The sequence below is a fragment of the Stutzerimonas urumqiensis genome, from assembly GCF_003640395.1.
GTDB classification, from domain to species: domain Bacteria; phylum Pseudomonadota; class Gammaproteobacteria; order Pseudomonadales; family Pseudomonadaceae; genus Stutzerimonas; species Stutzerimonas urumqiensis.
Window position 1 is genome coordinate 72,740 of record NZ_RBZQ01000007.1, and the last position, 23,843, is coordinate 96,582.

Annotated in this window: 20 protein-coding genes; 9 read left to right on the forward strand and 11 right to left on the reverse strand. The window is 63.8% G+C overall.

The features are described from left to right. Positions 1-21: 21 nt before the first annotated feature. Genes ribF through ispH form a run of 5 tightly spaced genes read left to right on the forward strand, consistent with a single transcriptional unit; the run spans position 22 to position 5,744 of the window. A complete protein-coding gene (gene ribF, locus D7325_RS14315; protein ID WP_120996755.1) occupies positions 22-963 on the forward strand; it encodes a bifunctional riboflavin kinase/FAD synthetase in 942 nt (313 codons plus the stop codon). Positions 964-974: 11 nt separating this feature from the next. Beyond that, complete coding sequence (gene ileS, locus D7325_RS14320; RefSeq protein ID WP_120996757.1) at positions 975-3,806, forward strand: isoleucine--tRNA ligase; 2,832 nt, start codon at positions 975-977, stop codon at positions 3,804-3,806. A 30-nt stretch (positions 3,807-3,836) separates the two neighbouring features. Continuing rightward, positions 3,837-4,334: a signal peptidase II gene (lspA, locus tag D7325_RS14325; protein ID WP_120996759.1), complete on the forward strand. Its 498-nt coding sequence runs from the start codon at positions 3,837-3,839 to the stop codon at positions 4,332-4,334. Continuing rightward, positions 4,327-4,764 carry an FKBP-type peptidyl-prolyl cis-trans isomerase gene (locus tag D7325_RS14330; protein WP_120996761.1) on the forward strand — a complete coding sequence of 146 codons (438 nt, stop codon included), beginning with the start codon at positions 4,327-4,329 and terminating at the stop codon, positions 4,762-4,764. The genes lspA and D7325_RS14330 overlap by 8 nt, the downstream gene beginning before the upstream one ends. A gap of 35 nt (positions 4,765-4,799) precedes the next feature. Continuing rightward, positions 4,800-5,744, forward strand: coding sequence for a 4-hydroxy-3-methylbut-2-enyl diphosphate reductase (gene ispH / locus D7325_RS14335; protein WP_120996763.1), 945 nt, complete (start codon positions 4,800-4,802; stop codon positions 5,742-5,744). Between the two features lie 77 nt (positions 5,745-5,821). Here the strand turns inward: ispH and D7325_RS14340 are convergent, their stop codons facing one another. From D7325_RS14340 to D7325_RS14370, 7 genes are all read right to left on the reverse strand, one after another. Further along, positions 5,822-6,265 carry a type IV pilin protein gene (locus D7325_RS14340; protein ID WP_120997065.1) on the reverse strand — a complete coding sequence of 148 codons (444 nt, stop codon included), beginning with the start codon at positions 6,263-6,265 and terminating at the stop codon, positions 5,822-5,824. 2 nt (positions 6,266-6,267) lie between these two features. Then, positions 6,268-10,218 (reverse strand): pilus assembly protein, encoded by a 3,951-nt coding sequence (locus D7325_RS14345; protein ID WP_120996765.1) that lies wholly within the window; start codon positions 10,216-10,218, stop codon positions 6,268-6,270. A gap of 5 nt (positions 10,219-10,223) precedes the next feature. Beyond that, a complete protein-coding gene (locus D7325_RS14350) occupies positions 10,224-10,739 on the reverse strand; it encodes a pilus assembly PilX family protein (RefSeq protein WP_120996767.1) in 516 nt (171 codons plus the stop codon). Next, complete coding sequence (locus D7325_RS14355) at positions 10,736-11,806, reverse strand: PilW family protein (RefSeq protein ID WP_120996769.1); 1,071 nt, start codon at positions 11,804-11,806, stop codon at positions 10,736-10,738. The genes D7325_RS14350 and D7325_RS14355 overlap by 4 nt, the downstream gene beginning before the upstream one ends. Beyond that, complete coding sequence (gene pilV, locus D7325_RS14360) at positions 11,803-12,276, reverse strand: type IV pilus modification protein PilV (RefSeq protein ID WP_120996771.1); 474 nt, start codon at positions 12,274-12,276, stop codon at positions 11,803-11,805. Before pilV ends, D7325_RS14355 begins: the two co-directional genes overlap by 4 nt. Further along, on the reverse strand, positions 12,273-12,779 hold the full coding sequence (locus tag D7325_RS14365; protein ID WP_120996773.1) for a GspH/FimT family pseudopilin: 507 nt from the start codon (positions 12,777-12,779) through the stop codon (positions 12,273-12,275). Before D7325_RS14365 ends, pilV begins: the two co-directional genes overlap by 4 nt. 100 nt (positions 12,780-12,879) lie before the next feature. Beyond that, entirely contained in the window at positions 12,880-13,401 is a 522-nt protein-coding gene (locus D7325_RS14370) for a GspH/FimT family pseudopilin (protein WP_245962091.1), read from the reverse strand. 103 nt (positions 13,402-13,504) lie between these two features. Here D7325_RS14370 and thiO point away from each other — a divergent pair, with 103 nt between their 5' ends. The 3 genes from thiO (at position 13,505) to speA (ending at position 17,122) form a co-directional block, all read left to right on the forward strand. Then, positions 13,505-14,611 carry a glycine oxidase ThiO gene (thiO, locus tag D7325_RS14375; protein ID WP_120996777.1) on the forward strand — a complete coding sequence of 369 codons (1,107 nt, stop codon included), beginning with the start codon at positions 13,505-13,507 and terminating at the stop codon, positions 14,609-14,611. Between the two features lie 96 nt (positions 14,612-14,707). Beyond that, positions 14,708-15,079: a translation initiation factor Sui1 gene (locus D7325_RS14380; RefSeq protein ID WP_120996779.1), complete on the forward strand. Its 372-nt coding sequence runs from the start codon at positions 14,708-14,710 to the stop codon at positions 15,077-15,079. Between the two features lie 129 nt (positions 15,080-15,208). Beyond that, positions 15,209-17,122 carry an arginine decarboxylase gene (gene speA / locus D7325_RS14385; protein ID WP_120996781.1) on the forward strand — a complete coding sequence of 638 codons (1,914 nt, stop codon included), beginning with the start codon at positions 15,209-15,211 and terminating at the stop codon, positions 17,120-17,122. A 3-nt stretch (positions 17,123-17,125) separates the two neighbouring features. On the opposite strand, the gene D7325_RS14390 is transcribed toward speA, so the two are convergent. The 4 genes from D7325_RS14390 to D7325_RS14405 form a co-directional block, all read right to left on the reverse strand. Further along, positions 17,126-19,015 (reverse strand): hybrid sensor histidine kinase/response regulator, encoded by a 1,890-nt coding sequence (locus tag D7325_RS14390; protein ID WP_120996784.1) that lies wholly within the window; start codon positions 19,013-19,015, stop codon positions 17,126-17,128. Positions 19,016-19,088: 73 nt separating this feature from the next. After that, the gene (locus D7325_RS14395; RefSeq protein ID WP_120996786.1) at positions 19,089-19,547 is read right to left on the reverse strand and encodes a DUF2214 family protein; all 459 of its coding nucleotides are present in this window, start codon (positions 19,545-19,547) and stop codon (positions 19,089-19,091) included. A gap of 80 nt (positions 19,548-19,627) precedes the next feature. Then, positions 19,628-20,986, reverse strand: a complete 1,359-nt coding sequence (locus tag D7325_RS14400; RefSeq protein WP_120996788.1) for an MATE family efflux transporter — start codon at positions 20,984-20,986, stop codon at positions 19,628-19,630. A gap of 90 nt (positions 20,987-21,076) precedes the next feature. Further along, complete coding sequence (locus tag D7325_RS14405) at positions 21,077-21,370, reverse strand: hypothetical protein (protein WP_120996790.1); 294 nt, start codon at positions 21,368-21,370, stop codon at positions 21,077-21,079. Between the two features lie 226 nt (positions 21,371-21,596). On the opposite strand from D7325_RS14405, the gene D7325_RS14410 reads away from it, so the two are divergent. After that, positions 21,597-23,528, forward strand: a complete 1,932-nt coding sequence (locus tag D7325_RS14410) for a methyl-accepting chemotaxis protein (RefSeq protein ID WP_120996792.1) — start codon at positions 21,597-21,599, stop codon at positions 23,526-23,528. The last annotated feature ends 315 nt before the right edge of the window (positions 23,529-23,843 follow it).

Here is a 23,843-nt window from a genome sequence, read left to right on the forward strand (position 1 = left end):
ACTTTGTAAGCGAAGTGCGGTATGCAGCTGGTTCGAGGTCTTCATAATCTAGGTCCCCGGCTGGGCGGATGCGTCGCCACCATCGGTAATTTCGATGGCGTGCACCGGGGGCATCAGGCAATCCTGGCGAGGCTGCGCGAGCGCGCGGCGGAACTCGGCCTGCCCAGCTGCGTGGTGATTTTCGAGCCGCAACCCCGTGAGTTCTTCTCACCCGATCAGGCGCCGCCGCGCTTGACGCGTCTGCGCGAGAAGCTCGAGCTGCTGGCTTCGTTCGGCGTGGATCGCGTGCTTTGCCTGGCCTTCAACCGCCGGCTGCGTGAGCTCAGCGCGGCCGAGTTCGTTGGAACCGTTCTGGTCGATGGCCTTGGGATTCGCCATCTCGAGGTCGGCGATGACTTCCGCTTCGGTTGCGATCGTGCCGGAGACTTCGCCTTTCTACAGCGCGCCGGCGCGGCCGAAGGCTTCTCGGTCGAGGCGGCCAAGACCATCGAAGTCTCGGGGGAGCGCGTCAGCAGTTCACGCATTCGTGAGGTGCTTGGCGCGGGCGATCTGGCGACGGCCGAGCGCCTCCTGGGGCGCCCTTACAGCATCTGCGGCCGTGTGCTCCACGGGCAGAAGCTCGGACGGCAATTGCAGGCGCCGACCGCGAATATCCAGCTGAAGCGCCGTCGTCCGCCGCTGGCCGGCGTTTATGCGGTCAGCGTCGAGGTCGATGGCCGCCCCCGCCAAGGCGTGGCCAACATCGGCATGCGGCCGACCGTCAAGAGCGATGGCCAGGCCCACCTCGAGGCGCATCTCCTGGACTTCTGCGCCGATCTCTACGGGCGCAGGCTGCGGGTGGTGTTCCGACACAAACTGCGTGACGAGCGACGATTCGATTCCCTGGCGGAGCTGAAAGCGGCGATCGAGGCGGATTTCGCCGCGGCGCGCGCCTATTGGCATACCCAGCAACCTTCTACCTAGTCAGGACCGAGATGACCGATTACAAAGCGACCCTCAATCTGCCGGAAACGGCGTTCCCGATGAAGGCCGGTCTGCCGCAGCGCGAGCCGGAGACGCTCCAGCGCTGGGACAGCATCGGTCTGTACGGGAAGCTGCGCGCGATTGGTCAGGGACGTCCGAAGTTCATCCTTCACGATGGCCCGCCGTATGCGAACGGCAACATCCATATCGGGCATGCCGTGAACAAGGTCATCAAGGACATGATCGTTCGGTCCAAGACCCTGTCGGGCTTCGATGCGCCTTATGTGCCCGGGTGGGATTGCCACGGGCTGCCCATCGAACACAAGGTCGAGACGACGTTCGGCAAGAACCAGCCGGCCGACCTCACGCGCGAGCGCTGCCGCGCCTATGCCGCCGAGCAGATCGAGGGACAGAAGGCCGACTTCATCCGCCTGGGTGTGCTCGGTGACTGGGATCATCCCTACAAGACGATGGATTTCGCCAACGAGGCCGGGGAGATCCGCGCGCTGGCTGAAATGGTTCGCCAGGGCTTCGTGTTCAAGGGGCTGAAGCCGGTCAACTGGTGCTTCGATTGCGGCTCGGCGCTGGCCGAGGCCGAGGTCGAGTACCAGGACAAGAAGTCGGATGCCATCGACGTCGCGTTCACCGTCGAAGACGCCGACAAGCTGGCCGCCGCCTTTGGCCTGGCGCAGCTCGACAAGCCCGCCGCCATCGTCATCTGGACGACCACGCCCTGGACCATCCCGGCCAACCAGGCGCTGAACGTTCATCCCGACTTCATCTATGCGCTGGTCGATGTCGGCAATCGCCTGCTGGTTCTCGCCGAGGAGCTGGTCGACAGCTGCCTGCAGCGGTACGGCCTCGAGGGGCGTACGCTCGCTACGGTCAAGGGCGAGGCGCTCGAGCTGATCCGCTTCCGCCATCCGTTCTATGACCGCCTCTCGCCGGTCTATCTCGCCGACTACGTCGCGCTGGATGCCGGTACCGGCATCGTGCATTCGGCGCCAGCCTATGGCGAGGACGACTTCCATAGCTGCAAGCGCTACGGCATGCAGAACGACGACATCCTCAGCCCGGTGCAGAGCAATGGCGTTTATGTCGAATCCCTCCCGTTCTTCGGCGGGCAATTCATCTGGAAGGCAAACCCGGCCATCGTCGCCAAGCTCGAGGAGGTCGGCGCACTGCTGCGCCATGACGGCATCACCCATAGCTACATGCACTGCTGGCGTCACAAGACGCCGCTGATCTACCGCGCCACGGCGCAGTGGTTCGTCGGCATGGACAAGCAGCCGCATGATGGCGCCCCGCTGCGCGAGCGTGCCCTGGCCGCCATCGACCAAACCGAATTCGTTCCGGCCTGGGGGCAGGCGCGCCTGCACGGCATGATCGCTGGCCGCCCGGACTGGTGCATTTCCCGGCAACGCAACTGGGGCGTGCCGATTCCCTTCTTCCTGCACAAAAGCTCCGGCGAGTTGCATCCGCGCACCGTCGAGCTGATGGAGGAAGTCGCCAAGCGCGTCGAGCAGGAGGGCATCGAGGCCTGGTTCAAGCTCGATCCGGCCGAACTGCTGGGCGATGAAGCTGCGCAGTACGACAAGATCGCCGACACCCTGGACGTCTGGTTCGATTCGGGGACCACGCACTGGCACGTCATGCGCGGCTCGCACCCGATGGGTCATGAGCAGGGGCCGCGCGCCGACCTGTATCTGGAAGGCTCCGACCAGCATCGCGGCTGGTTCCATTCATCGTTGCTGACCGGCTGCGCCATTGATGGCCATGCCCCGTACCGGGGCCTGCTCACCCACGGCTTCACCGTGGACGAGAATGGCCGAAAGATGTCCAAGTCGCTGGGCAACGTGATCGCACCGCAACAGGTCACCGATACCTTGGGTGCCGACATCCTGCGCCTGTGGGTGTCGGCCACCGATTACTCGGGCGAGATGGCGGTGTCGCAGCAGATTCTTCAGCGCAGCGCCGATGCCTACCGCCGTATTCGCAACACGGCGCGTTTCCTGTTGAGCAACCTGACAGGATTCGACCCCGCGACCGACCTGTTGCCGAACGATCAATTGATCGCACTGGATCGCTGGGCCATCGACCGCACGCTGCTGTTGCAGCGTGAAATCGAAGAGGCCTACGCGAGCTACCGTTTCTGGAATGTCTACCAGAAGGTGCATAACTTCTGCGTTCAGGAACTGGGCGGCTTCTACCTCGACATCATCAAGGATCGCCAGTACACCACCGGTGCCGACAGCCTGCCGCGACGTTCCTGCCAGACGGCGCTGTACCACATCGCCGAGGCGCTGGTCCGCTGGATCGCGCCCATCCTGGCCTTTACCGCGGAGGAGATCTGGCAGTACCTGCCGGGCCAGCACAACGAGTCCGTCATGCTGAACACCTGGTACGACCGCCTGGCCGAACTGCCAGCCGATGCGCCGCTCGACCGCTCGTTCTGGGAGCAGGTGATGGCCGTCAAGGCGGCGGTCAACAAGGAGCTGGAGAAACAGCGGGCGGCCAAGGCGATCGGCGGCAACCTGCAGGCCGAGGTGACGCTCTATGCCGATGCCTCGCTGGCCGATCAGCTGCGTAAGTTGGAGGGAGAACTGCGCTTCGTTCTGATCACCTCGGCGGCATCGATCGCGCCGCTCGAACAGGCGCCGGCCACCGCGGTGCAGAGCGAGTTGCCCGGCCTCAAGCTGAGCGTGCGCAAGTCGGACGACCCCAAGTGCGGCCGCTGCTGGCATCACCGCGCCGACGTCGGGCAGCATGCCGCGCACCCGGAAATCTGCGGTCGCTGCGTCGAGAACATCGAAGGCTCCGGCGAGGAGCGGCACTATGCCTGACCACCTCGTACGGCAGGAGGGCCTCGCTCGATGAGTCTTGGAAAACTGCGCTGGGCCTGGCTCAGCGTGGCGGTGATCGCCATCGATCAAGCTACGAAGCTGTACTTCGAGCGGTTGCTCGAGCTGTATCAGCGCATCGAGGTCGTGCCGGGCTACTTCAGCTGGACGCTGGCCTACAACCGCGGCGCCGCCTTCAGCTTTCTGGCGACCGAGGCGGGTTGGCAGCGCTGGCTGTTCGCGCTGATCGCCATCGTCGTGAGCGGCGTCCTGATCGTCTGGATGAAGCGGCTCAAGCCTAGCGAGACCTGGCTGGCCATTGCGCTGGCACTGGTGCTGGGGGGCGCGCTCGGCAACCTGTACGACCGTGTCGTGCTGGGGCATGTGGTCGATTTCATCCTGGTGCACTGGCAGGAGCGTTGGCATTTCCCGGCGTTCAACGTGGCGGACAGCGCCATAACGGTCGGCGCGATCATGCTGGCGCTGGACATGTTCAAGGGCAACAAAACCGGAGAAACCGCTCATGGCTGAACAGCGCATCGGCAACGCCACCGAAGTCACGCTTCATTTCGCCCTTACGCTCGACAACGGCGATGTGGTCGACAGCACCTTCGACAAGCAGCCGGCGACCTTCCGGGTGGGCGACGGTAACCTGCTGCCGGGCTTCGAGCAGGCGCTGTTCGGGCTCAAGGCCGGCGACAAGCGCACGCTGGACATTCCGCCGGAGCAGGGCTTCGGTCAGCCGAACCCGCAGAACGTGCAGATCATGCCGCGACAGCAGTTCGAGGGCATGGAGCTTTCGGAAGGGCTGCTGGTCATCTTCAACGACGCGGCGAACACCGAATTGCCCGGCGTCGTGAGGCAGTTCGACGATCGTCAGGTGACGGTCGATTTCAATCACCCACTGGCAGGCAAGTCGCTCGAATTTCGCGTCGAGATCATCGACGTCAAAGCGTGCTGAGCGAGTTCGTGGCGGCGAGTAACGAGGCGACACGCATGCAGATCACATTGGCCAACCCCCGCGGCTTCTGCGCCGGCGTCGACCGCGCAATCGAGATCGTGAACCGCGCGCTGGAGGTCTTCGGCCCGCCGATCTACGTCCGACATGAGGTCGTGCACAACAAGTTCGTGGTCGAGGACCTGCGCGCACGCGGCGCCGTCTTCGTCGAGGAGCTGGACCAGGTGCCGGACGACACCATCGTCATCTTCAGCGCCCACGGTGTTTCCCAAGCGGTTCGCCGCGAAGCGGAAAACCGCGGCCTCAAGGTGTTCGACGCGACCTGTCCGCTGGTCACGAAGGTCCATCTCGAGGTCGCCAAGTACAGTCGGGAAGGGCGCGAGTGCGTGCTCATCGGTCATGCGGGCCATCCCGAGGTGGAGGGCACCATGGGCCAGTACGACACCCGTAACGGCGGCGCGATCTACCTTGTCGAGGACGAAGCCGACGTCGGACGCCTTAGCGTGCGGGATCCCGAAGCCCTGGCATTCGTCACGCAGACGACCCTGTCGATGGACGACACCAGCCGTGTGATCGATGCGCTGCGGTCGCGCTTCCCGAGCATTGGCGGCCCGCGCAAGGACGATATCTGCTATGCCACGCAGAATCGCCAGGATGCTGTGAAGCAGCTGGCAGCCGAGTGTGATGTGCTGCTGGTCGTCGGCAGCCCGAACAGCTCCAACTCCAACCGGCTTCGCGAGCTCGCCGAACGCATGGGGACTCCGGCCTACCTCATCGACGGTGCCGAAGACCTTCAGCAGGGCTGGTTCGCCGACGCCGGGCGCATCGGCATCACCGCCGGCGCCTCCGCCCCGGAAGTGCTGGTGCGCGGCGTGATCGAGCAGCTCAAGGCCTGGGGCGCGAGCGACGCGAGCGAACTGGAAGGGCGGCCGGAAAACGTGACGTTTTCGATGCCGAAGGAGCTGCGGCTGAAGGCGGTGTAACGGCGGGGCTGTTTGAGCCTATTCAGGAAAGGGCGCGTACAACCTGAAAGTTGGCGCGCCCTTTCTGCGTCACGGCTTTAATTTTTCCAACACTTGGCGCTCGTTGCGCCGGCGGCTTGGCCCTTGGCACCGGTATGAGCCAGCGTCAGGGTTCCGCAGTCATCGCCTGCCATCGAGTTTTTCGGAACCGCCTGCAACGTATAGGTGCTGCTTGTCGGCGTGCCTGAAAAGCTCAGGTCATAGGCTTTGGCCGTGCCGTCGCGCGGCGCCTCGCTGAACGGTAGCGCCGGCGCCGCGCCAGCCGCCGTCAGATAACGGCCGTTGGTGGTGTAGTAGCGCTCCATGAACTGGGAGAGCTGCATGAGAGCCGACTGGGCGTCGGCCCGCTTGGCGCTACGCACGTACTCCTGGTAGCTGGGGTAGGCGATCGCGGCGAGGATGCCGATGATGGCCACCACGATCATCAGCTCGATCAGGGTGAATCCCCGGTTGCGCTTGGGTGAGAGGGTTGGTCTTTTCATCATTACTGCCTCACTTCGTGCCATGACAGCCGGTTCGAATCGTTATTGTCGCCCATCACTTCGATGCACACCGGCGTGACGCCGTTACTACCTACACTGGCGGCCGAGCTTGCATAGCAGAGATAGCGCTTGCCCGTCTTGCGGTCATTCAGCCCAATGGTGCCCTTCACGGCACCATCATCCGGGTCCGAGATGCCGCTCACCGGAATCTTGGTGCCGTCTTCGAGCTGGATGTAGTCCCTCTGATCAATCGTGCCGTCACCGTTGTAGTCGAAATAGGAGTAGGCGAGACGGCCCCCCGTTGATAGGTCGAGGCTCATGATCCAGCTACGGCCGCCCGCATCGCAGGGGTTGTCTGATGGAATCAGGGAGCTGAAGGTAACGCGGTTTCCACCCAGCTGAGCCTGTGAAATCACACGTTCGCCTTTTGCGTTGCCTCCCTTTAGCACGAGGTCCAGATACCAGCCCTTATGGCTGTCGCTCATCTCTCGTTGACTAATGCCGCGACCATTAAGTTTGGTGCCTGATCTTTCAATGAGAATTTCCTGCTCCAGCAGTGAGCTGCGCCCACTGATCTGGCTGCCACCATCGATGATTCCGTAGAACGACTGGACCTGCGGCGATGCGGGTATCTCGTTATCCGTCGTCTTGTAGAAGCTGCCCGTACCGAACACCAGCATGATGTCCCGATCCTTGGTGTAGGCCGCGTCCAGTGGCGCCGTGATGGGCTGACGGACACCGTTGCGGTCGAGCGCGATGAACAATGGGGTGATGGCATTAGCGGATTTCAGCGCAGAGGGCGCATCCCACCCTGTGGCACTGCTGCCTTCGATGTCGAGCCGCCAGACATTGCCCTGCGTGTCGCCGATATAGATACGGTCGGTGACTCGATCATTGTCCAGGTCGACAGCCAGCGGGGCACCCAGGTCACCGCTATTCGGCAGGTCGAATTGCCTGAGAATCGAGCCATCCGCGGCATCGAGAACCCAGACATAGCCTGCCGTGGTTTCAGTGCTGCGCTCGTAACCGCTAGTCACGATGACGCCGAACTTGCCATTGGGAAGCGGGACGAGGCTAGGCCGGCCGAGGGTGTAGCCCATTTCAGGATGGGTGAATTCCCAGAGGACGCTATCGGCGGTCATGTTCCCCGGATCGGTGATGTCCAGCGCAAAGATGCTGCGTCCGCCGGCACCGGTGGAGCCGATCGCCAATGTTTTCCAGGCGCCATCTACCCATGCATCGCCGAGCCGGGCAGTGCCGTCCACGTAATAGCGATGTGCATAAGTGGGCTCGGTCAGCTCGTATAGGTCATCGATAACGTCGTTGGGGACATAGGCGAACAACTCGGTTCCAGCCCCTGCGCCTTCCAAGCTCGCATTGAAGCCGTGAAGCATTCCATCGTTCGCGCCCACGACGACTAGCGGAGGACGGTTCTTATAGGTCGTGGTATTGCGGAAAGTGGTGTAGGCCGCGGCTGTGCTGGTAGTGAAGCCTGCGCTCGCCGGCAACTGCGCGTAGCCGAAGTTGGGCTTATGTATGTATTGCGGATCGGAGTTGGCGATGTCGCCGAGCCGGCTGGCGCGCTCACGGAACGGAAGGTTCGGTTTGGCATCGGTTCGTTCCTGACTTCTGTCACCTTTGATGAACTCAAGGCGCTGCTGGCCAAGCGTCTCGGTTACCAGGGTGCCGCCTGCCGTAGCGCGAAGCGCCAGCTTCTGCTCCTCTGTCAGACCTGCCCAGGTGAAGGGGCTGCCCGTCGTCGAGCGTACTGCGCCTGTATCGATATCCGTTGTCGGCGGGGCTGAGGTGAAGATGTCTCGTGTAAGCGCCTGATCGTTGGTCAGCGCATCGAGCTTGGACGCGGCCCGCCAGGAAGGCGTGGTAGCGACCGTTCCGTCGGTAGCAACAGCCTTGGCGAGCAGATCGCCGCTCCAGTCGGCGCTATCCAACAGCGACTGGAAGACGGCTGTGCCGGTATCCAACCGGGTGGAGTTCGTCGATAGCGCGGCGGTCGTGCTGCTGACTTCTTTGGCGATATTGGCGAATGCTGTTTTCAGACTTTCCACCATCTTGGTCGCATCACTGGCTACGTAAAAATTGCGAGGGCGAAGCTCCTTTGCCTCGGTAAGATCACCATCAGTCCACCAGCTATTGGGAAGCGCTTCGGTGCGAGCGTACGGATCACCGAATTCGACTTTTTCAGGAACTTTAAATCCGCCATACTTGGCCGCAAGCCAATATTGGTTCTTTGCACGGCCTTTGAGCTTCTCACCTTCTCGAACGTCAACCCAATGAGTCGAGAGCAGTTGTTTGCCGATAATATCATCCCGAAGGTCAACAGTGTTGGCGTGATAGGCCATGCCTGCGATATAGGCTGAATTATTGCTACAGCAGTCGCCAAACGTATCGGCAGAGGTAGCTTTAACGTCAACACCTTCGATAATGCCAACTCTTGCGGTTGCATCCGATACGTTGAAGCTGTCTGCTGCTACTCGAGCCGGCGTGGCTGGTTCTTTGTCGCTTTTTGTTGCATGAGGCAGGTTGCGGTCGGCATGCGTGTTGGTATCACCGATACCCAGGATTACGTTTTTCTGGCAAGCATATTGAATGGGGTCATCCCAGTCAGTGATAACCGGAAAGCCATCGAGCCACTTATCTTTAGTGTCGCCTGAAATCATAGTATGAGCCGGGCTCGGAGTAGAATATTCAGGCACATTGCCAACCGAGTTGCCGTTTGCATCGGTTGGGTGGCGGAAATACCGGAATGCGGCGTAATAGAGCTCGCTTACCGGGTCATTGCTTTTGTGATCATAGTTAGTTAGCTGACCAAATTTGTTCAGGTAATTGATGACCCCGCTATTGCTGACCGTAAGACCAAATGCTGTTTGGGTTGCAGTAGCGTCGGCAGGGTTCGGGTTGGTAAACAAAATACCGGTGTTCTTATCCCATTCGGCTCTGGCGTTATTCGTCTGGCCGGCTACTCCGCGCTCCCTTTTAAGTGGGCCTATATATTTTTGACCGGCCCGCAATACGCCGCCGTCGCGTAGTTGACTTCCGTCGTTTAGATAGCCGAACACGCTATAGCGTATGCTTTCGTTATATTGCTGAAGTAGCCCTTCAGGCTTGTAGCTATTATTTTCGTATTGCTTGCAATTTGCTTCCAGCATCGTTGGGACGCAAACTTTTACTCGTATCTTTAAACGAAATACACTTTTTAAAGTATTGCCTGAGCCGGTTTTTGGTTTGAGTCGACCATTTTCCCAATAAGCGCTGCCTGATGGGTACGGCATTTGTTCTGATCTAGAGGTGTTGTCGTCGCCAAGTTTGTTATTCCAGTTTGAAAATAGCATGTCTACCCCCAGCCTATTCAGGCGAAGGTAGAAATTTTCCCAATTTGTCCCGGCTGGCGTGGCGCCTACAATCTCTGCTCTGGGTACGTTTTCGACGGATGTACGATCCCCAGCAGTGCTTTGGCCTGTATGTCGCGCTTTTTCCAAAACAGTTAGTCCTACTTCGTCCTTATAACGGTAACCACCCGTCAAGGCGCTTCGGAAAGGATCGATGGTCGGCGTGCCGGCCCAGTTCAGGAAGTTCCCACTCCATTGCCTGGAGCCGCCGCACTTTTGGGCAGTGGCATATCCCTCTGGTACGAACCACTCGTTCGTTACGTCATACACGTAACATTTGGCGGAATCGAAATAACCCAAATAGATGTTGGTAGAGCTGTAGTTACCTGTATTAGCCACCGAGAGAAGCGTCGGCCATTCCACCGACGGCACCAGCGCAAGGTTGCCTGGCACATTCCCGCCACCGAGTAGCAGGGGGGTCTGGGATACGTCGGCTGCGGCGCTGCTGGCACCCAGTGTCCATAGCAGCGAGCTACCGGCCAGTAGCAGGGCGCGCCAATGGTTGGTCTTTCCTTGAGCCTGACGGCTGCTGTTCAAGCGCGTCATTGCTGTCACTCCTCGACGAAATAAAGGGACCGAAGGGTGACCTTCGAGTCGGCGCTCATGCCGGTGCCGGTGCTTTCGATACGGACCAGGACAAAATCGAATATCAACGACTCACCCGCGGCCAGCGAACCGCCACCGGCTGTTTCAGGGTTGATCATGTCTTGCATGTCGAGCGGACCGGGGTGAGGCAGGCGGGTTACGGTGTAGGTCGGCTTGGCCGCAACGTCGCCCGTGAAGGCCGTGAACGTGACCACGTCGGGCGTTTCATCGTTGATCGGATAGGTGGCGTCGTTGATGAGCGTGTCGTAGTCATCCTTGATTTCCTGCTCCGCAAAGCGCAGTCCGGCCTCGGCAGCCTGGAAGGCCAGGCTATGGTCGCGCATGTTGCCGGCCATCTTTTCCTGCAGGTTGGTATCGCGCATGGCGGCGATGCCGATGATGGTCAGAAGTAAAAGCATGACGAGCGCGACGAGCAGCACGGCGCCGCGCTGGTTGGCATGGCCGAGGCGTCCTTGATTCATGGCAGTCGATTCCGGATGGCTACGGTGGTGGTGAAGACCTGGGCGATGCGGTTGTTCTTGATGGTGACGGTGCCGTCATCGTAGGTGGCGAAGTCATCGTCTCGAACGATGCCCGCCACGGCGGGGTACACAAAAACCTGCGGCTCTTCGAGCGCATTGATTTCAGGGCTGACGACCAGCAACGAAATACGTGCCGAGACGACCTTGTTCCAGTCGCCCTCGCCCGATGCGACGAGGTTGTTGGTGCCGGCCTTTACATAGTCGTCCGCCAGACGGTCGCCGTCCTTGTCGAGGCCATAGGTGACCTGCATATCGATCACGCCTTCGACCAACTCCTCATCATGTGGGCTAGGGCTGAGCGCTTTGCGAACGAGGGAAGGCAGACGACCGGCGTTGTCGCGAATGTAGTAGACGTGGCTTTGCAGAATGTACGCGGAAAGCGGCTCGGTATAGGACTGACTCCAGTTAACGTTCCGGTTGCCTGGCGTGACATTGCCGCCACTGGTGTTGAACGTCGTTGCCTGCTGGTTTGCTGTGTTCTGGAAGATGTCGCAGCCAGTAGAGTTGGCTGCGATTACGATCTGACCAGAAAACGCCCCGGTACTGCCGTCGACGCCCAAGTTGGGTCCGCCGATCTGGTGTGTGCCTTGTGGCTCGAAGGGGAGACCGGAACCTGCATATTTAACGATGAGCGCATCGGTGTCGGCTCGAGTCTGCTCGGTCGCCGCGAAAATCACGGGCTTGCTGTTTTCCCAGCCCTGGATTGCGGGGCTCGTGCTGTAGGCGTTGCGTAGATCGGCGCTGGCACTGGTCAGATTCAAATGGTTGACCGGTTCTCCCAGACATTCCCCCTTGTACCCCGCCTGCCTGACATCGAACGCGACGAATTCCGTTGCGAAGCGTCCCGCTTCCTGCACCCGCGCAACCGCCGTGTTGGTGTGGTAAAGCTCCTTGCTCGAAAGGAACACCTGAAGCACCCCACCCAGCAGCAGCAGGCTGATGAGCATGGCGATCATCAGCTCGATCAGGGAAAGCCCTCGCTGCGCAAAACATCCTTTCTGGTTCATAGCTGCGTCCGGTAAACGAAGGTTTCGCGATCGGTAGCGGCCGAGTTCTCGATGCGGCCGCGGTTGTCATCCCATTCGACGGTTATGGTGAAGACGCGGCCGACACGGGTAATGCCGCCGCGTGCATCGCTCGAGAGCAGGCAGGACAGCGAATTGAGCCACTCGGCGACATCCTTTGCGGCCAGCGTGCCCGTCGCGTCGAGATCGGGATCGCAGGTCACGTTGGTCAGGGCGGTGTCGTATACGCCGTTGAGCGCGTCGGCGCGGTTGGCACGCATGCGATCGGTGATGTCGTAGGCCAGCACCGTGGCCTGCGAGCGGTAATAGGCGCTGTGGTTGCTCTTGATCGCGGCCATCTGCAGGCCGGCCAGGCCGAGAAGACCGATGGACAGCACCAGCAGCGCGACCAGCACTTCGATCAGGGTGGCGCCGCGCTCACGGTCAGGCGGCGCGAGCGAGACGTGGCTCATTGGCAAGTTCCTTTTGCACGGGAAAGATGACCGGTGACGCTCAGCGTCAGGGTGTAATTCGTTTGGCCGGCGCAGCTTGCGGGAGCGGCGATGAAAGCGGACGTAGGCGCAGCGGCGAGCAGGCCGCTTGGAAGGAAAGTCAGCGTTTGCGAGGGACCGGTGATGGTCGTGCCGCCGGCGGTGGCATCCCATACCCGCAATACGGTTGTTTCGTTTGCCACGGTAGCCGGGTTATCAGGAATTCTTACGAGCCAACCATTGCCCCACGTCGTCGCGTTGGCGCAGGCCCCGTTGTTGCGCCGACAGATTTCGACCGAAACGCCACGGCGCACGGCTTCGGAGCGTGCGTACTGAAAGGCGGTCATCAGGTTGTCGGCGGCGGTCTGGGTTCGGTTATTGGCAATCATCTGGCGGAACGACGGCGCGGCGAGGCCGAGCAGGATTGCCAGGATCGCCAGGGTAATCATCAGTTCGATCAGTGTGAAACCACGGGAGTCGCGCATAGCTGCTCTCGGTTCATTAGGTTGCGAAATGATGCGATTTTGCCGCCTGGCTTCCTCGACCGACCGGACATCCGGTCGGTTTAATCCGCTGTACGGCAGGTCAGTCGCAGTCGTTGTCAGCGAGCTGTGAGTCAAGTCTCGTTCTGCCTGTGATGTTGATCTTGAAGGCCTTGAGCACTTCGCCTCCGTGACAGAGCGAAAGGCTGCCGTTCTGGTCATTGGTCGTACCATCCGTGCGGAAGCTCAGGTGAGGTTGGTTGCGAAAACTGCTCCAGTTCCAGTGCAGACTCCCGCCGATCTCCGAGACCTGTAGCAAGGTCTCGCCTGCGTCAAATTGTCCATTCAGGTTAGGGTCCCGAAAGATCATCATCCGCCCGACCCATTGGTCATTGCCGTCGCAGGCATCCTGCCCCGCGCAAAGCGTTACAGGCTGTCGGCTGGTTATCGCCTGGTTGCGTGCGAAATTGAGATCGGTCAGCAGTTGGTTCATCTGGGTACGATGACGAGCTTGCTCGAGGGTCTGGTTGAAGGACGGTGCGGCGATGCCCAGCAGAATGCCCAGCACCGCCAGGGTCACCATGAGTTCGATGAGGGTGAAGCCGCGATAACGGACGGTTTTCACGTGCAGATTCCTTTCCAATGTTCGGATCGCCTTCCTGGCGGGCGTTCTTTTCGGCCGAGGGCTTGCCAATGTCAAGCCGCGGCCCATTTCTTAGGAGCGTAATGTGGGGCAGCTAACACTAGTCATCGGCGGCGGCGTCATGGGCCTGCTTACCAGCCTGCATCTGGCCGATGTCGGGGTGGAGATCGTGTTGTTCGATCAGGGCCAGGTCGGTCGCGAGGCGTCGTGGGCAGGCGGTGGCATCGTGTCGCCGTTGTATCCGTGGCGGTATTCACCGGCGGTAACGGCCCTGGCGCACTGGTCGCAGGACTACTACCCGGCGCTGGGCGAGCGGTTGCTGGGCGAGACGGGGATCGATCCGGAGGTCACCACGACGGGGCTGTACTGGCTGGACCTGGATGATGAGAGCGAGGCGCTGGCCTGGGCGCAGCGCGAGGGACGGACGTTGCGCGCGGTGCCGATCGAGCAGGCCTACGCCGCGGTGCCGGGCCTGGGCGAGGGTTATCAGCGGGCGGTCCACATGCCGGAGATCGCCAACGTGCGCAATCCCCGGTTGCTCAAGGCCCTGCGCCAGGCGTTGGCCGAGCGGCCCAATGTCGAGTTGGTCGAAGGCTGCGCCGTGCGCGGCATCACGACCGCCAACGGGCGTGTCGTCGGGGTCGAGACCGAGCAGGGCCAGCGGCGGGCCGATCGGGTCGTGGTGGCGGCCGGTGCGTGGAGCGGGCAACTGCTGGCGTCGCTCGGCCTAGAGGTGCCGGTCGAACCGGTCAAAGGCGAGATGATCCTCTACAAGGCCGAGCGGAACTGGCTGGGCAGCATGGTGCTGGCCAAGGGGCGCTATGCGATTCCGCGCCGCGACGGCCACATCCTGGTTGGCAGTACCCTGGCGCGCACCGGTTTCGACAAGCAACCGACGCAAACGGCGCTGGAAAGCCTGAAGGCGACGGCGCAGACGCTGCTTCCGGCGCTGGCCGGGGCCGAGGTGGCCCAGCATTGGGCGGGGCTGCGGCCCGGGTCGCCCGATGGCGTTCCTTATATAGGCGAGTTGTCCGGCGTCGAGGGTTTGTGGCTCAACTGCGGCCACTACCGCAACGGGTTGGTGCTGGCGCCGGCGTCGTGTCGGTTGCTGGTCGACCTGATGCTCGGTGAGTCGCCGATCATCGACCCGACGCCCTATGCGCCGGCCGACCGGCTCGCCGCACGAGCCTGACGCGCGAGCGCTGCGACGTTGCATCCGCCGGCGTTGCTGCTACATTCCGCAGCTTCGTCGCCCGGCTGGGCGCGCAACGATCGAAGGAAGAGGGCGGTGGCCAAGAAAACGACTTCGCTCGCCGGGCTCGGCGGGCTCGTCTACTCGACCGATGCGGGGCGCCACTGCCCTGAGTGTGGCAAGCCGCTCGGCGCCTGCATCTGCGGCGCGCCCGCGCAGCCAGCGGGCGACGGCGTCGCACGGGTTCGCCGGGAAACCAAGGGGCGCGGCGGCAAGACCGTGACCACCGTCAGCGGGGTTCCGCTGGCGGAGGCCGAACTGAAGGAACTGGCCAGTGCCCTCAAGCGCCGTTGCGGAACCGGAGGGGCGCTGAAGGACGGCGTCATCGAGATCCAGGGCGATCACGTTCAGCTGCTGCTCGACGAACTGACCACGCGCGGTATCAAGGCCAAGCGATCGGGTGGCTGAGCCGGGTTCGCCGACTCGCCGCGGCGGCCGTCATGCCCAGTGAATTCCATTCGACCGGGCTGTTCCAACACATCATCAGTACCCCAGGCGATCGCTTGCGGGTCCATTCGCTTCACCGGGGAGGCATCGATGCCGGTTAGACAGACACGCAAAGACGACGGCAGCCAGTGGACCGCAGCGGACAGCCGCAGCGTCTACGGCATTCGCCACTGGGGTGCGGGCTATTTTTCGATCAATGACGACGGGCTGGTGGAAGTGCGTCCGCACGGCCCGGACGGCGCGCCGATCGAATTCAACGGCCTGATCGAGCAGCTGCGCGAGGCGGGCCTGTCCCTGCCGCTGCTGGTGCGCTTCCCCGATATCCTGCAGGACCGCGTGCGTCGACTGACCGGCGCCTTCGACGCCAACATCGAGCGGCTCGACTACCACAGCAAGTACACCGCCCTGTACCCGATCAAGGTCAACCAGCAGGAGGCGGTGATCGAGAACATCATCGCCACGCAGAATGTCTCGATCGGGCTCGAAGCCGGCTCCAAGCCTGAATTGATGGCCGTGCTGGCGCTGGCGCCGAAGGGCGGAACCATCGTCTGCAACGGCTACAAGGATCGCGAGTTCATTCGCCTGGCGCTGATGGGGCAGAAGCTCGGCCACAACGTGTTCATCGTCATCGAAAAGATGTCCGAGGTCGGGCTGGTGATCGAGGAGGCCGCCGAGCTCAAGCTGGTGCCGCAGGTCGGCCTGCGGGTGCGGCTGTCCTCGCTGGCGTCGAGCAAGTGGGCCGATACCGGTGGCGAGAAATCCAAGTTCGGCCTGTCGGCCGCGCAGCTGCTGACCGTCATCGAGCGCTTTCGCGAGGCCGGGATCGACCAGGGCGTGCGCCTGCTGCACTTCCACATGGGCTCGCAGATCGCCAACCTCGCCGACTACCGCCAGGGCTTTCGCGAGGCCATCCGTTACTACGCCGAGCTGCGCGCGCTGGGCCTGCCAGTCGACCACATCGACGTCGGCGGCGGCCTGGGCGTGGACTACGACGGCACCCATTCGCGCAACGCCAGTTCGATCAACTATGACATCGACGAGTACGCCGGCACGGTGGTCGGCATGCTCAAGGAGTTCTGCGATCGGCAGGAACTGCCGCACCCGCACATCTTCTCCGAGAGCGGCCGGGCGATGACCGCGCACCATGCCGTGCTGGTCATGCAGGTCACCGACTTCGAGCGGCACAACGATCGCGCGCCCGACATCGAGAACCATGACGAGCTGCCGGACATCGTCCAGGCGCTGGCCGACCTGCTCGGCCCGACTGATCCCGAGATGGTCACCGAGACCTACTGGCGTGCGACGCACTACATGAGCGAGGCGGCCGCGCAGTACGCCTCGGGCAAGCTGACCCTGGCGCAGAAGGCGCTGGCCGAGCAGAGCTACTTCGCCATCTGCCGCCGCCTGTACAACCAGCTCAAGGCGCGCCAGCGGTCGCATCGCGCGGTGCTCGACGAGCTCAACGACAAGCTGGCCGACAAGTACATCTGCAATTTCTCGGTGTTCCAGAGCCTGCCGGACACCTGGGCGATCAACCAGATCCTGCCGATCGTGCCGTTGCAGCGCCTGACCGAAGAGCCCGTGCGGCGCGCCGTGCTGCAGGACCTGACCTGCGACTCGGACGGCAAGATCAAGCATTACGTCGACGAACAGAGCATCGAGAGCAGCATGCCGGTGCACGAGATCGCGCCGGGCGAAGAGTACTTTCTCGGCGTGTTCCTGGTCGGCGCGTACCAGGAAATCCTCGGCGACATGCACAACCTGTTCGGCGATACCGATTCGGTGAACGTCTATCAGCGCGATGACGGCAGCTTCTACCACGCCGGCATCGAGACGCACGACACCATCGAGGACATGCTGCGCTACGTGCACCTGTCGCCGGAGGAGCTGATGACCTACTACCGCGACAAGGTGGCGAGCGCCCGGCTCAGCCCCAAGGAGCGGACGCAGTACATCGACGCCCTTCGGCTCGGCCTGACGCGTTCGTCCTACCTGACGCCCTGAGCCTCAGACCAGCGCCTCGATCGCACGAGCCAGGCTTTCGTAGGTGTACGGCTTGGGCAGCAGCGGGTAGTTGCTGCCCTGTGCCACTTCGCTGTAGCCGGTGGTGAGTAGCACCGGCAGCTCGGGCATTCGCTCGCGCAGCCGGTTGGCCAGTTCGAGGCCGCTGATGCCGCCGGGCATCACGACGTCGCTGAACAGCAGGTCGATACGCGCCACGCGGTCCATCACGTTCAGCGCCTCGTCGGGCTCGTGCGCCACCAGCACGTCGTAGCCCATCGCTTCGAGCATGCCTTGCGCGACCTCCGCGACGTTCCGGTCGTCCTCCAGCAGCAGCACGCGCTTGTTGCGACCAGTCGTTTCGTCGGCGGTCGTACTGGCGTCGTGCACCGGTAGGTAAAGCGTGACGGTCGTGCCCTGGTCCGGCTGTGAATCGAGGGTAACGGTGCCGCCCGACTGGCGGGCGAAACCGTGCACTTGGCTCAACCCGAGCCCCGATCCCTTGCCGAACGCCTTGGTCGTGAAGAAGGGTTCGAACACGCGGGCGCGAATCTCCTCGGACATGCCCTTGCCGTTGTCCTCGAGGCGGATCGCGACGAAGCGACCCATGAGCCCGTCGGGCGCGCCGGACAGCGTGCAGGATTCGGCATCGAGGGTCAGTCGGCCGGGATCGCCGACGGCATCCCGGGCGTTGAGTGTCAGGTTGAGTAGCGCTAGCTCGAGCTGGACAGGATCGACCTCGATCAGCGGCAGATCGTCCGGCACCTGCAAGGCGAGCGTGACCGTGCGTGGGAGCGACTGTTTGAGCAGCGGCAGGCAGGATCGCAGCGCCTCGCCGGGGTCGATGACCTGCGCCTTGAGCGGCTGACGACGAGCGAAGGTCAGCAACTGCCGGGTGATGTCGCCGCCGCGCTCCGCAGCTTGGCCAATCGATTCGATCTGACGCAGCAGGCGCGGGTCCTCGGTGAGTCGGCGGGCCAGATCCGCGGCGCCGCGGATGATCGTCAGCAGGTTGTTGAAATCATGCGCCAGGCCGCCGGTGAACTGACCGAGGGCTTCGAGCTTCTGCGACTGCAGCAGTTGCTGGCGGGCCTGTTCGAGGCGCTCCTCGGCAAGCCGCCGCTCGGTGACGTCCCGCGTGACCTTGGCGAAGCCGATGTGCCGGCCCGCTTCGTCGCGTAACGGGTCGACCACCACGCTCGCCCAGAATCGCTCCCCGTTCTTGCGTACCCGCCAGCCCTCCGCGCTGAAGCGGCCCTGCTCGAGCGCAGCACGCAAGGCGCGGCCTGGTACGTCGGCGGCGCGGTCCTCGGGGGCGAAGAACAGCGAGAAGTGCGCCCCGATCACCTCGTCGGCGCGGTAGCCCTTGATGCGCTCGGCGCCGCTGTTCCAGCTGCTGATACGGCCCTCGGTATCGAGCCGGTAGATGGCATAGTCGGTCACGCCGTCGACCAGCAGCCGGAAGTTGCGCTCGCTGTCGCGCAGGGCCTGCTGGGCCAGGCGCTGTTCGGTCATGTCACGGGTGATCTTGGCTAGGCCGATCAGCTCGCCGCGCTCGTCACGTACCGCATCGAGTGCCGTCAGCGCCCAGAACGGCGTGCCGTCCTTGCGCAGGCGCCAGCCTTCGTCCTGATGACGGCCCTCGCGGAGCGCCTTGGCCAGTGCCTTTTCCGGTATGCCGGCTGCCTGCGCCTCGGGCGTGAAGAAGACCGAGAAATGCTGGCCGAGGATTTCCTCGCGGCTGTAGCCGTTGATGCGCTCCGCGCCGAGATTCCAGCTGACCACGTGGCCTTCGGGGTCGAGCATGAAAATGGCGTAATCGACGACGGCGTTGACCAGGTCCCGGTAGGTCTCGGCTGGCAATTCCAGCGTGCGATGAGGATGCGGAGCGGGCATGCAGGGCGTCACCAGGCTGCGTCATGAACGCGCAGGATGCCACGCATGACGGCCAGGTGTCAGATTCCGCCGGTCAGCGGGCGATGACGCCGATGCCTCGCGCCATCAGGGCTGCCGCCAGCGGGATGAAGAGAAACAGCAGCAGCTCGAGGCGGATCGTCATCTTCACCCAGCGTGCGCGCGCGTCGCTCAGCGCCGGCGCCTGGCCGGCCTTGAGGTGGCGCCGCCAGCCGAGGAACGTCACGGTTGGGTAGATCGACAGCAGGGCGACCAGCACGAACAGCCCGACCTTGGCGTGGAAGGCGCTGTTCTGCAGGTAATACTCCAGCCCCTTGCCGAACCAGATGACGCGCGCCAAGCCGGTCGCCAGCACCAGCGCGGCGGCGATACCGAAGGCGACGTCGATGCGGAACAGGCTGCGGGCGCGCTCGAAGCTCAGCGACGGGCGGAACAGCTGGTGTTCGAGCACCAGCAGCGCGAACAGCACGAAGATGGCGAGAAAGTGGAGGTAGGCGGCGATGGCATAGGCCATGTCGGATTCCTTCGTCGGGCCGGTGCGACCGGGCAGGTGGCAAGAACGGCAATGCTGGCTGATTCGCCGGGAATTTGGAATCACCCGGCCGCTGCGTGCGCGCCGTTCATCCAGGCATCGCGGCGATGCAGGCGCCAGGCCAGCACGGCCAGGCACAGGCCGCGCAAGGCCATGAACAGCAGGAACGCGAGCCACAGGCCATCGTTGCCGAGCCCGCGCAACAGCCAGCCGAGCGGCAGGGTCAACGCCACCGCCAGCAGCATGCTGTCGCGCATTTCACGGGCGCGCGTGGCACCGATGAACAGACCGTCGAGCAGGTAGCTCACCACCGCGATCAGCGGCAAGGCGGCCAGGTAGGGCAGGTGCGCCAGGGCCTCGCGGCGCACGGCCTCGATGTCGGTTTGCAGCGCGACGAAAGCTTCGCCGGCAAACACGAAGGCGCCGCTGAACAGCGCCGCCACCACCCCGGACCACAGCCCGCCGACCACCAGCCCGCGACCGAGCGCACAGCGGTCCCGGGCGCCGATCGCATGGCCGCACAGCGCCTCGGTCGCATGCGCGAGGCCATCCAGCGCGTAGGCCGTCAGCATCAGGCCATTGAGCAGCAGGGCATTGGCCGCGACCGTGCTGTCGCCCAGCCGGGCGCCCTGGAAGGCGATCAGGAAGAACACGCCCTGCAGCAACAGCGAGCGGATGAAGATGTCGCGATTCACCGCCAGCAGCGGTCGCCAGTTGCGCCAGTGACGCAAAGCGTCCGCCGCCAGCCGACCGGCATGACGCGCCAGCACCCGCCGGGCCAGCGCAAGCCCGAGCAACGCGCCGCTCCACTCGGCGATGACCGAGGCCCAGGCCGCGCCCGCCACGCCCCAGCCAAGGCCGAGCACGAACCATAGATCGAGCGTGACATTCACGAGGTTGGTGAGCAGCAGCAGGGCGAGCGGGGCCCGCGCGTTCTGCGTGCCGAGAAACCAGCCCACCAGCGCATAGCTCGCCAGGGCAGCCGGCAGCCCGAGCAGGCGAATGCCGAAGTAATCCCGTGCCAGCCCGGCCAGTGCCGGCGACGGCGCCATGCCACGCAGGGCCAGCTCGCTCAGCGGCAGGGCCAGCACCCCGAGCAGGACCGCCAGACCCAGGCCGAGCAGCAGGCTTTGCAGCAGAACCGCCCGCAGCGCGCCGCCATCACCGCGGCCGGCTGCCTGCGCGGCGAAGCCGGTGGTGCCCATGCGCAGGAAGCCGAGACTGCCGACCATCACACCATAGAGCGCCGCACCCACCGCCGCTGCGCCGAGCTGGTGGGCATGCGGCAGGTGCCCGACCACGGCGCTGTCGACCAGCGCCACCAGCGGGATCGACAGGTTGGAGAGCATCATCGGCGCCGCCAGCGACCATACCTGGCGGTGGGTCGGGCGATGCTGGAGGGTATCGCGCAGAGCGGTCATCACGGGGCAGTCGTTCGCAGCGTCGGAAAACGGCGGCCACTATACGGCGCCGTTCCGCTGCGCGTCAGGCGACCCGGCCGCCGCGCGGGTTCAGTGGATTAGCCAGCTCAACAGCCAGAGACCGAGCAGCAGCAGGATCAGGCCGCTGACGATGGCGCGGCGGAAAAAGGCCCGCACCGCCGCGATCAACAACAGCAGCCCGATCACCAGGGCGGCCAGGCTGATCAGCGACTGGTCGATGCCCAGCGTGCGCGACAGACCTTCCAGGAAGTTGTGGCCGGCCGCGGCCAGCAGGCCGAAGAAGCCGCCGAGCGCATCGACGATAAAGCGGATCACCGTGCCCAGTGCGGCGCCGAGCCATTCGAAAAAACCTTCGACCTGCATGTTGCGTTCCTTCAGAAAGAAATGGCGTACGCATCGCACGACCCTCGCTGCTTGGGCTGCCGGCCGCCGCGCCGAGTTCCCGACGTGCGGCGCAGCGGCGTGGATGACGAGGTGTGCGGTGGTCGACGAAATGCTTCAAGAAAATGAAGGGCCCGCCGAAATGAATTCCATGTAACAAAGTTTTGTATACAACACGAAAAATCCTTGCAGTGATCGGAGTCAGCCCATGCATTTCTGGAAACGCAGCATCCAGCGGCAATTGACGTGGAGCATGGGCGCGGCCCTGCTCACCAGCATTCTCATCGTGGTCGCCATCTATTCGAGCGTGGTGAGCCGCCTGACCGAGCGCTACCTGGTCGGACAGGCGCTCCCGGCCAACATCGCCTCGATTCGCAACGACCTCGAGCGCACCCTGACCGCCCCCCTGACCGCCGCGTCTTCGATCGCGAGCAACAGCCTGGTGCAGGACTGGCTCGTCGAGGGCGAGCGCTCCGACCAGGCCGACGCCTTCACGCGGTATCTCGCCGGGGTGAAGCAGGAGCAGAAGGCCCTGACGACCTCCATCGCGGTGCTCGAGAGCGGCAACTATTACAGCGAGGCGGGGCTCGCCCGTACGCTCGAGCGTGGCAACCCGCGCGATGCCTGGTTCTACGGCATGGTCGACAGCGGCATCGAGCGGCGCATCGACATCGACATCGACAAGGCCACGCGCCAGCCGACGCTCTTCATCAACCAGCGCATCAGCGCCGGCGGCCGCACCCTGGGCATCGCCGGCCTCGGCTACAGCCTGGCGAGCATGTCGGAGATGATCCGCGACTTCCGTTTCGGCGAGCGTGGCCAGGTGTATCTGGTCGACGGGAAGGGCCAGGTCAAGGTCCATCCCAACGCCGAGCATAACGGCGCGACGCCGCTGACCCGGCTGGCCGGCGATCAGGCCGCCGCGAGCCTGATGTCGGGTAGCAGCGAGGCGGTTTCCTTCGAGCGAGACGGCGAGACATTCCTGGCGATCGCCCAGCCGCTCGAAACGCTCGGCTGGACGCTGGTCAGCGAAGTGCCGGAAGCCGAGATCTACGCCGAGGCGCGTCGCACCCTGTGGATGACCTGCGCGGTCGGCATCGCCATCGCCCTGTTCTTCCTTGGCCTCGTCGCCCTGCTGGCGCGCGGGCTGGCCCGGCCGATCCGGCAGGTCACCGCGGCACTGGTCGAAATCGGCGGGGGCGGCGGCGACCTCACGCGTCGACTCGACGAGAGTCGTGCGGACGAACTCGGCGACCTGGCGCGTGGCTTCAACCGCTTCCTCGGCAGCCTGCGCGGCCTGATCGGTGACGTGCTCTCGACCAGCGAACGCCTGCGCGTCGCGGTCAAGGAAGTGGCGCAGGTGGTCGACAACACCGCCGACCGCGCCGGCCGGCAGAACGACATGACCGACATGGTCGCCACGGCCGTCAACGAAATGGGCCTGACCGTCCAGGAGATCGCCCGCAACGCCAGCCAGGCGGCCGAAGCCTCGCGGCTGGCCCGCGAAGAAGCGGCGCAGGCGCGGCAGGTGGTCGGCCAGTCGGTGCAGCACATCGAACGCATGTCCGGCGAGATCGGCCAGGCGGCGGGGGCGGTCGGCCAGCTGGCGGACGAGGTCGCCTCGATCGACCAGGTGCTGGCGGTGATCCGCAGCATTTCCGAGCAGACCAACCTGCTCGCGCTCAACGCCGCGATCGAAGCGGCGCGCGCCGGCGAAATGGGGCGCGGCTTCGCGGTGGTCGCCGATGAAGTGCGCACGCTCGCCAGTCGCACGCAGGCGTCCACCGACGAAATCCAGAAGATGATCTCGCGACTCAAGCAGGGCGCCGATACCGCCGTGACCTCGATGCAGGCCGGGCAGAGCGCGACCGTTACGGGTGTCGAATCCAGCCAGCGCACCGGCCAGTCGCTGGCGGCCATCACCGATCAGGTCGAGCGCATCAGCGACATGAACATCCAGGTCGCGACCGCGACCGAGGAACAGTCGTCGGTGACCGAGGAGATCACTCGCAACGTGCAGGGCATCGCCGATCTGGCGCATGCCACCGCCGGTGAAGTGCAGAGCTGCCTGGAGAACTGCCAGGCGCTGAGCGCGCTGGCCGACGACCTGAGCCGCCAGATGGGCAGCTTCCGGCTCTGATCGCCACACCGGAGCCGCCGGCCGCGGCGCTTCGCGATGGCCGTCCATCGCGGCACCGCGGCACCGCCGGTCGCACCGCTCCACGATTAAGCCATCGCGACGCCCGGTTTCCAGCACCGGGCGCACTGCTTCTGAAGGAGCCCGCTTGCGGGCGATCAGATCACCCGGCGACGCCAAGCCGTAGGGCGGATTCAGGAGCGCAGCGAACAATCCGCCGGCGCACCACCGATGCGAGGCCGGTGCATTGCTTCGCGAATGCACCCTACGGGACCAGCGGTCGCGCGCCGGTTCGCGAGCAAGCTCGCTCCTACGAAG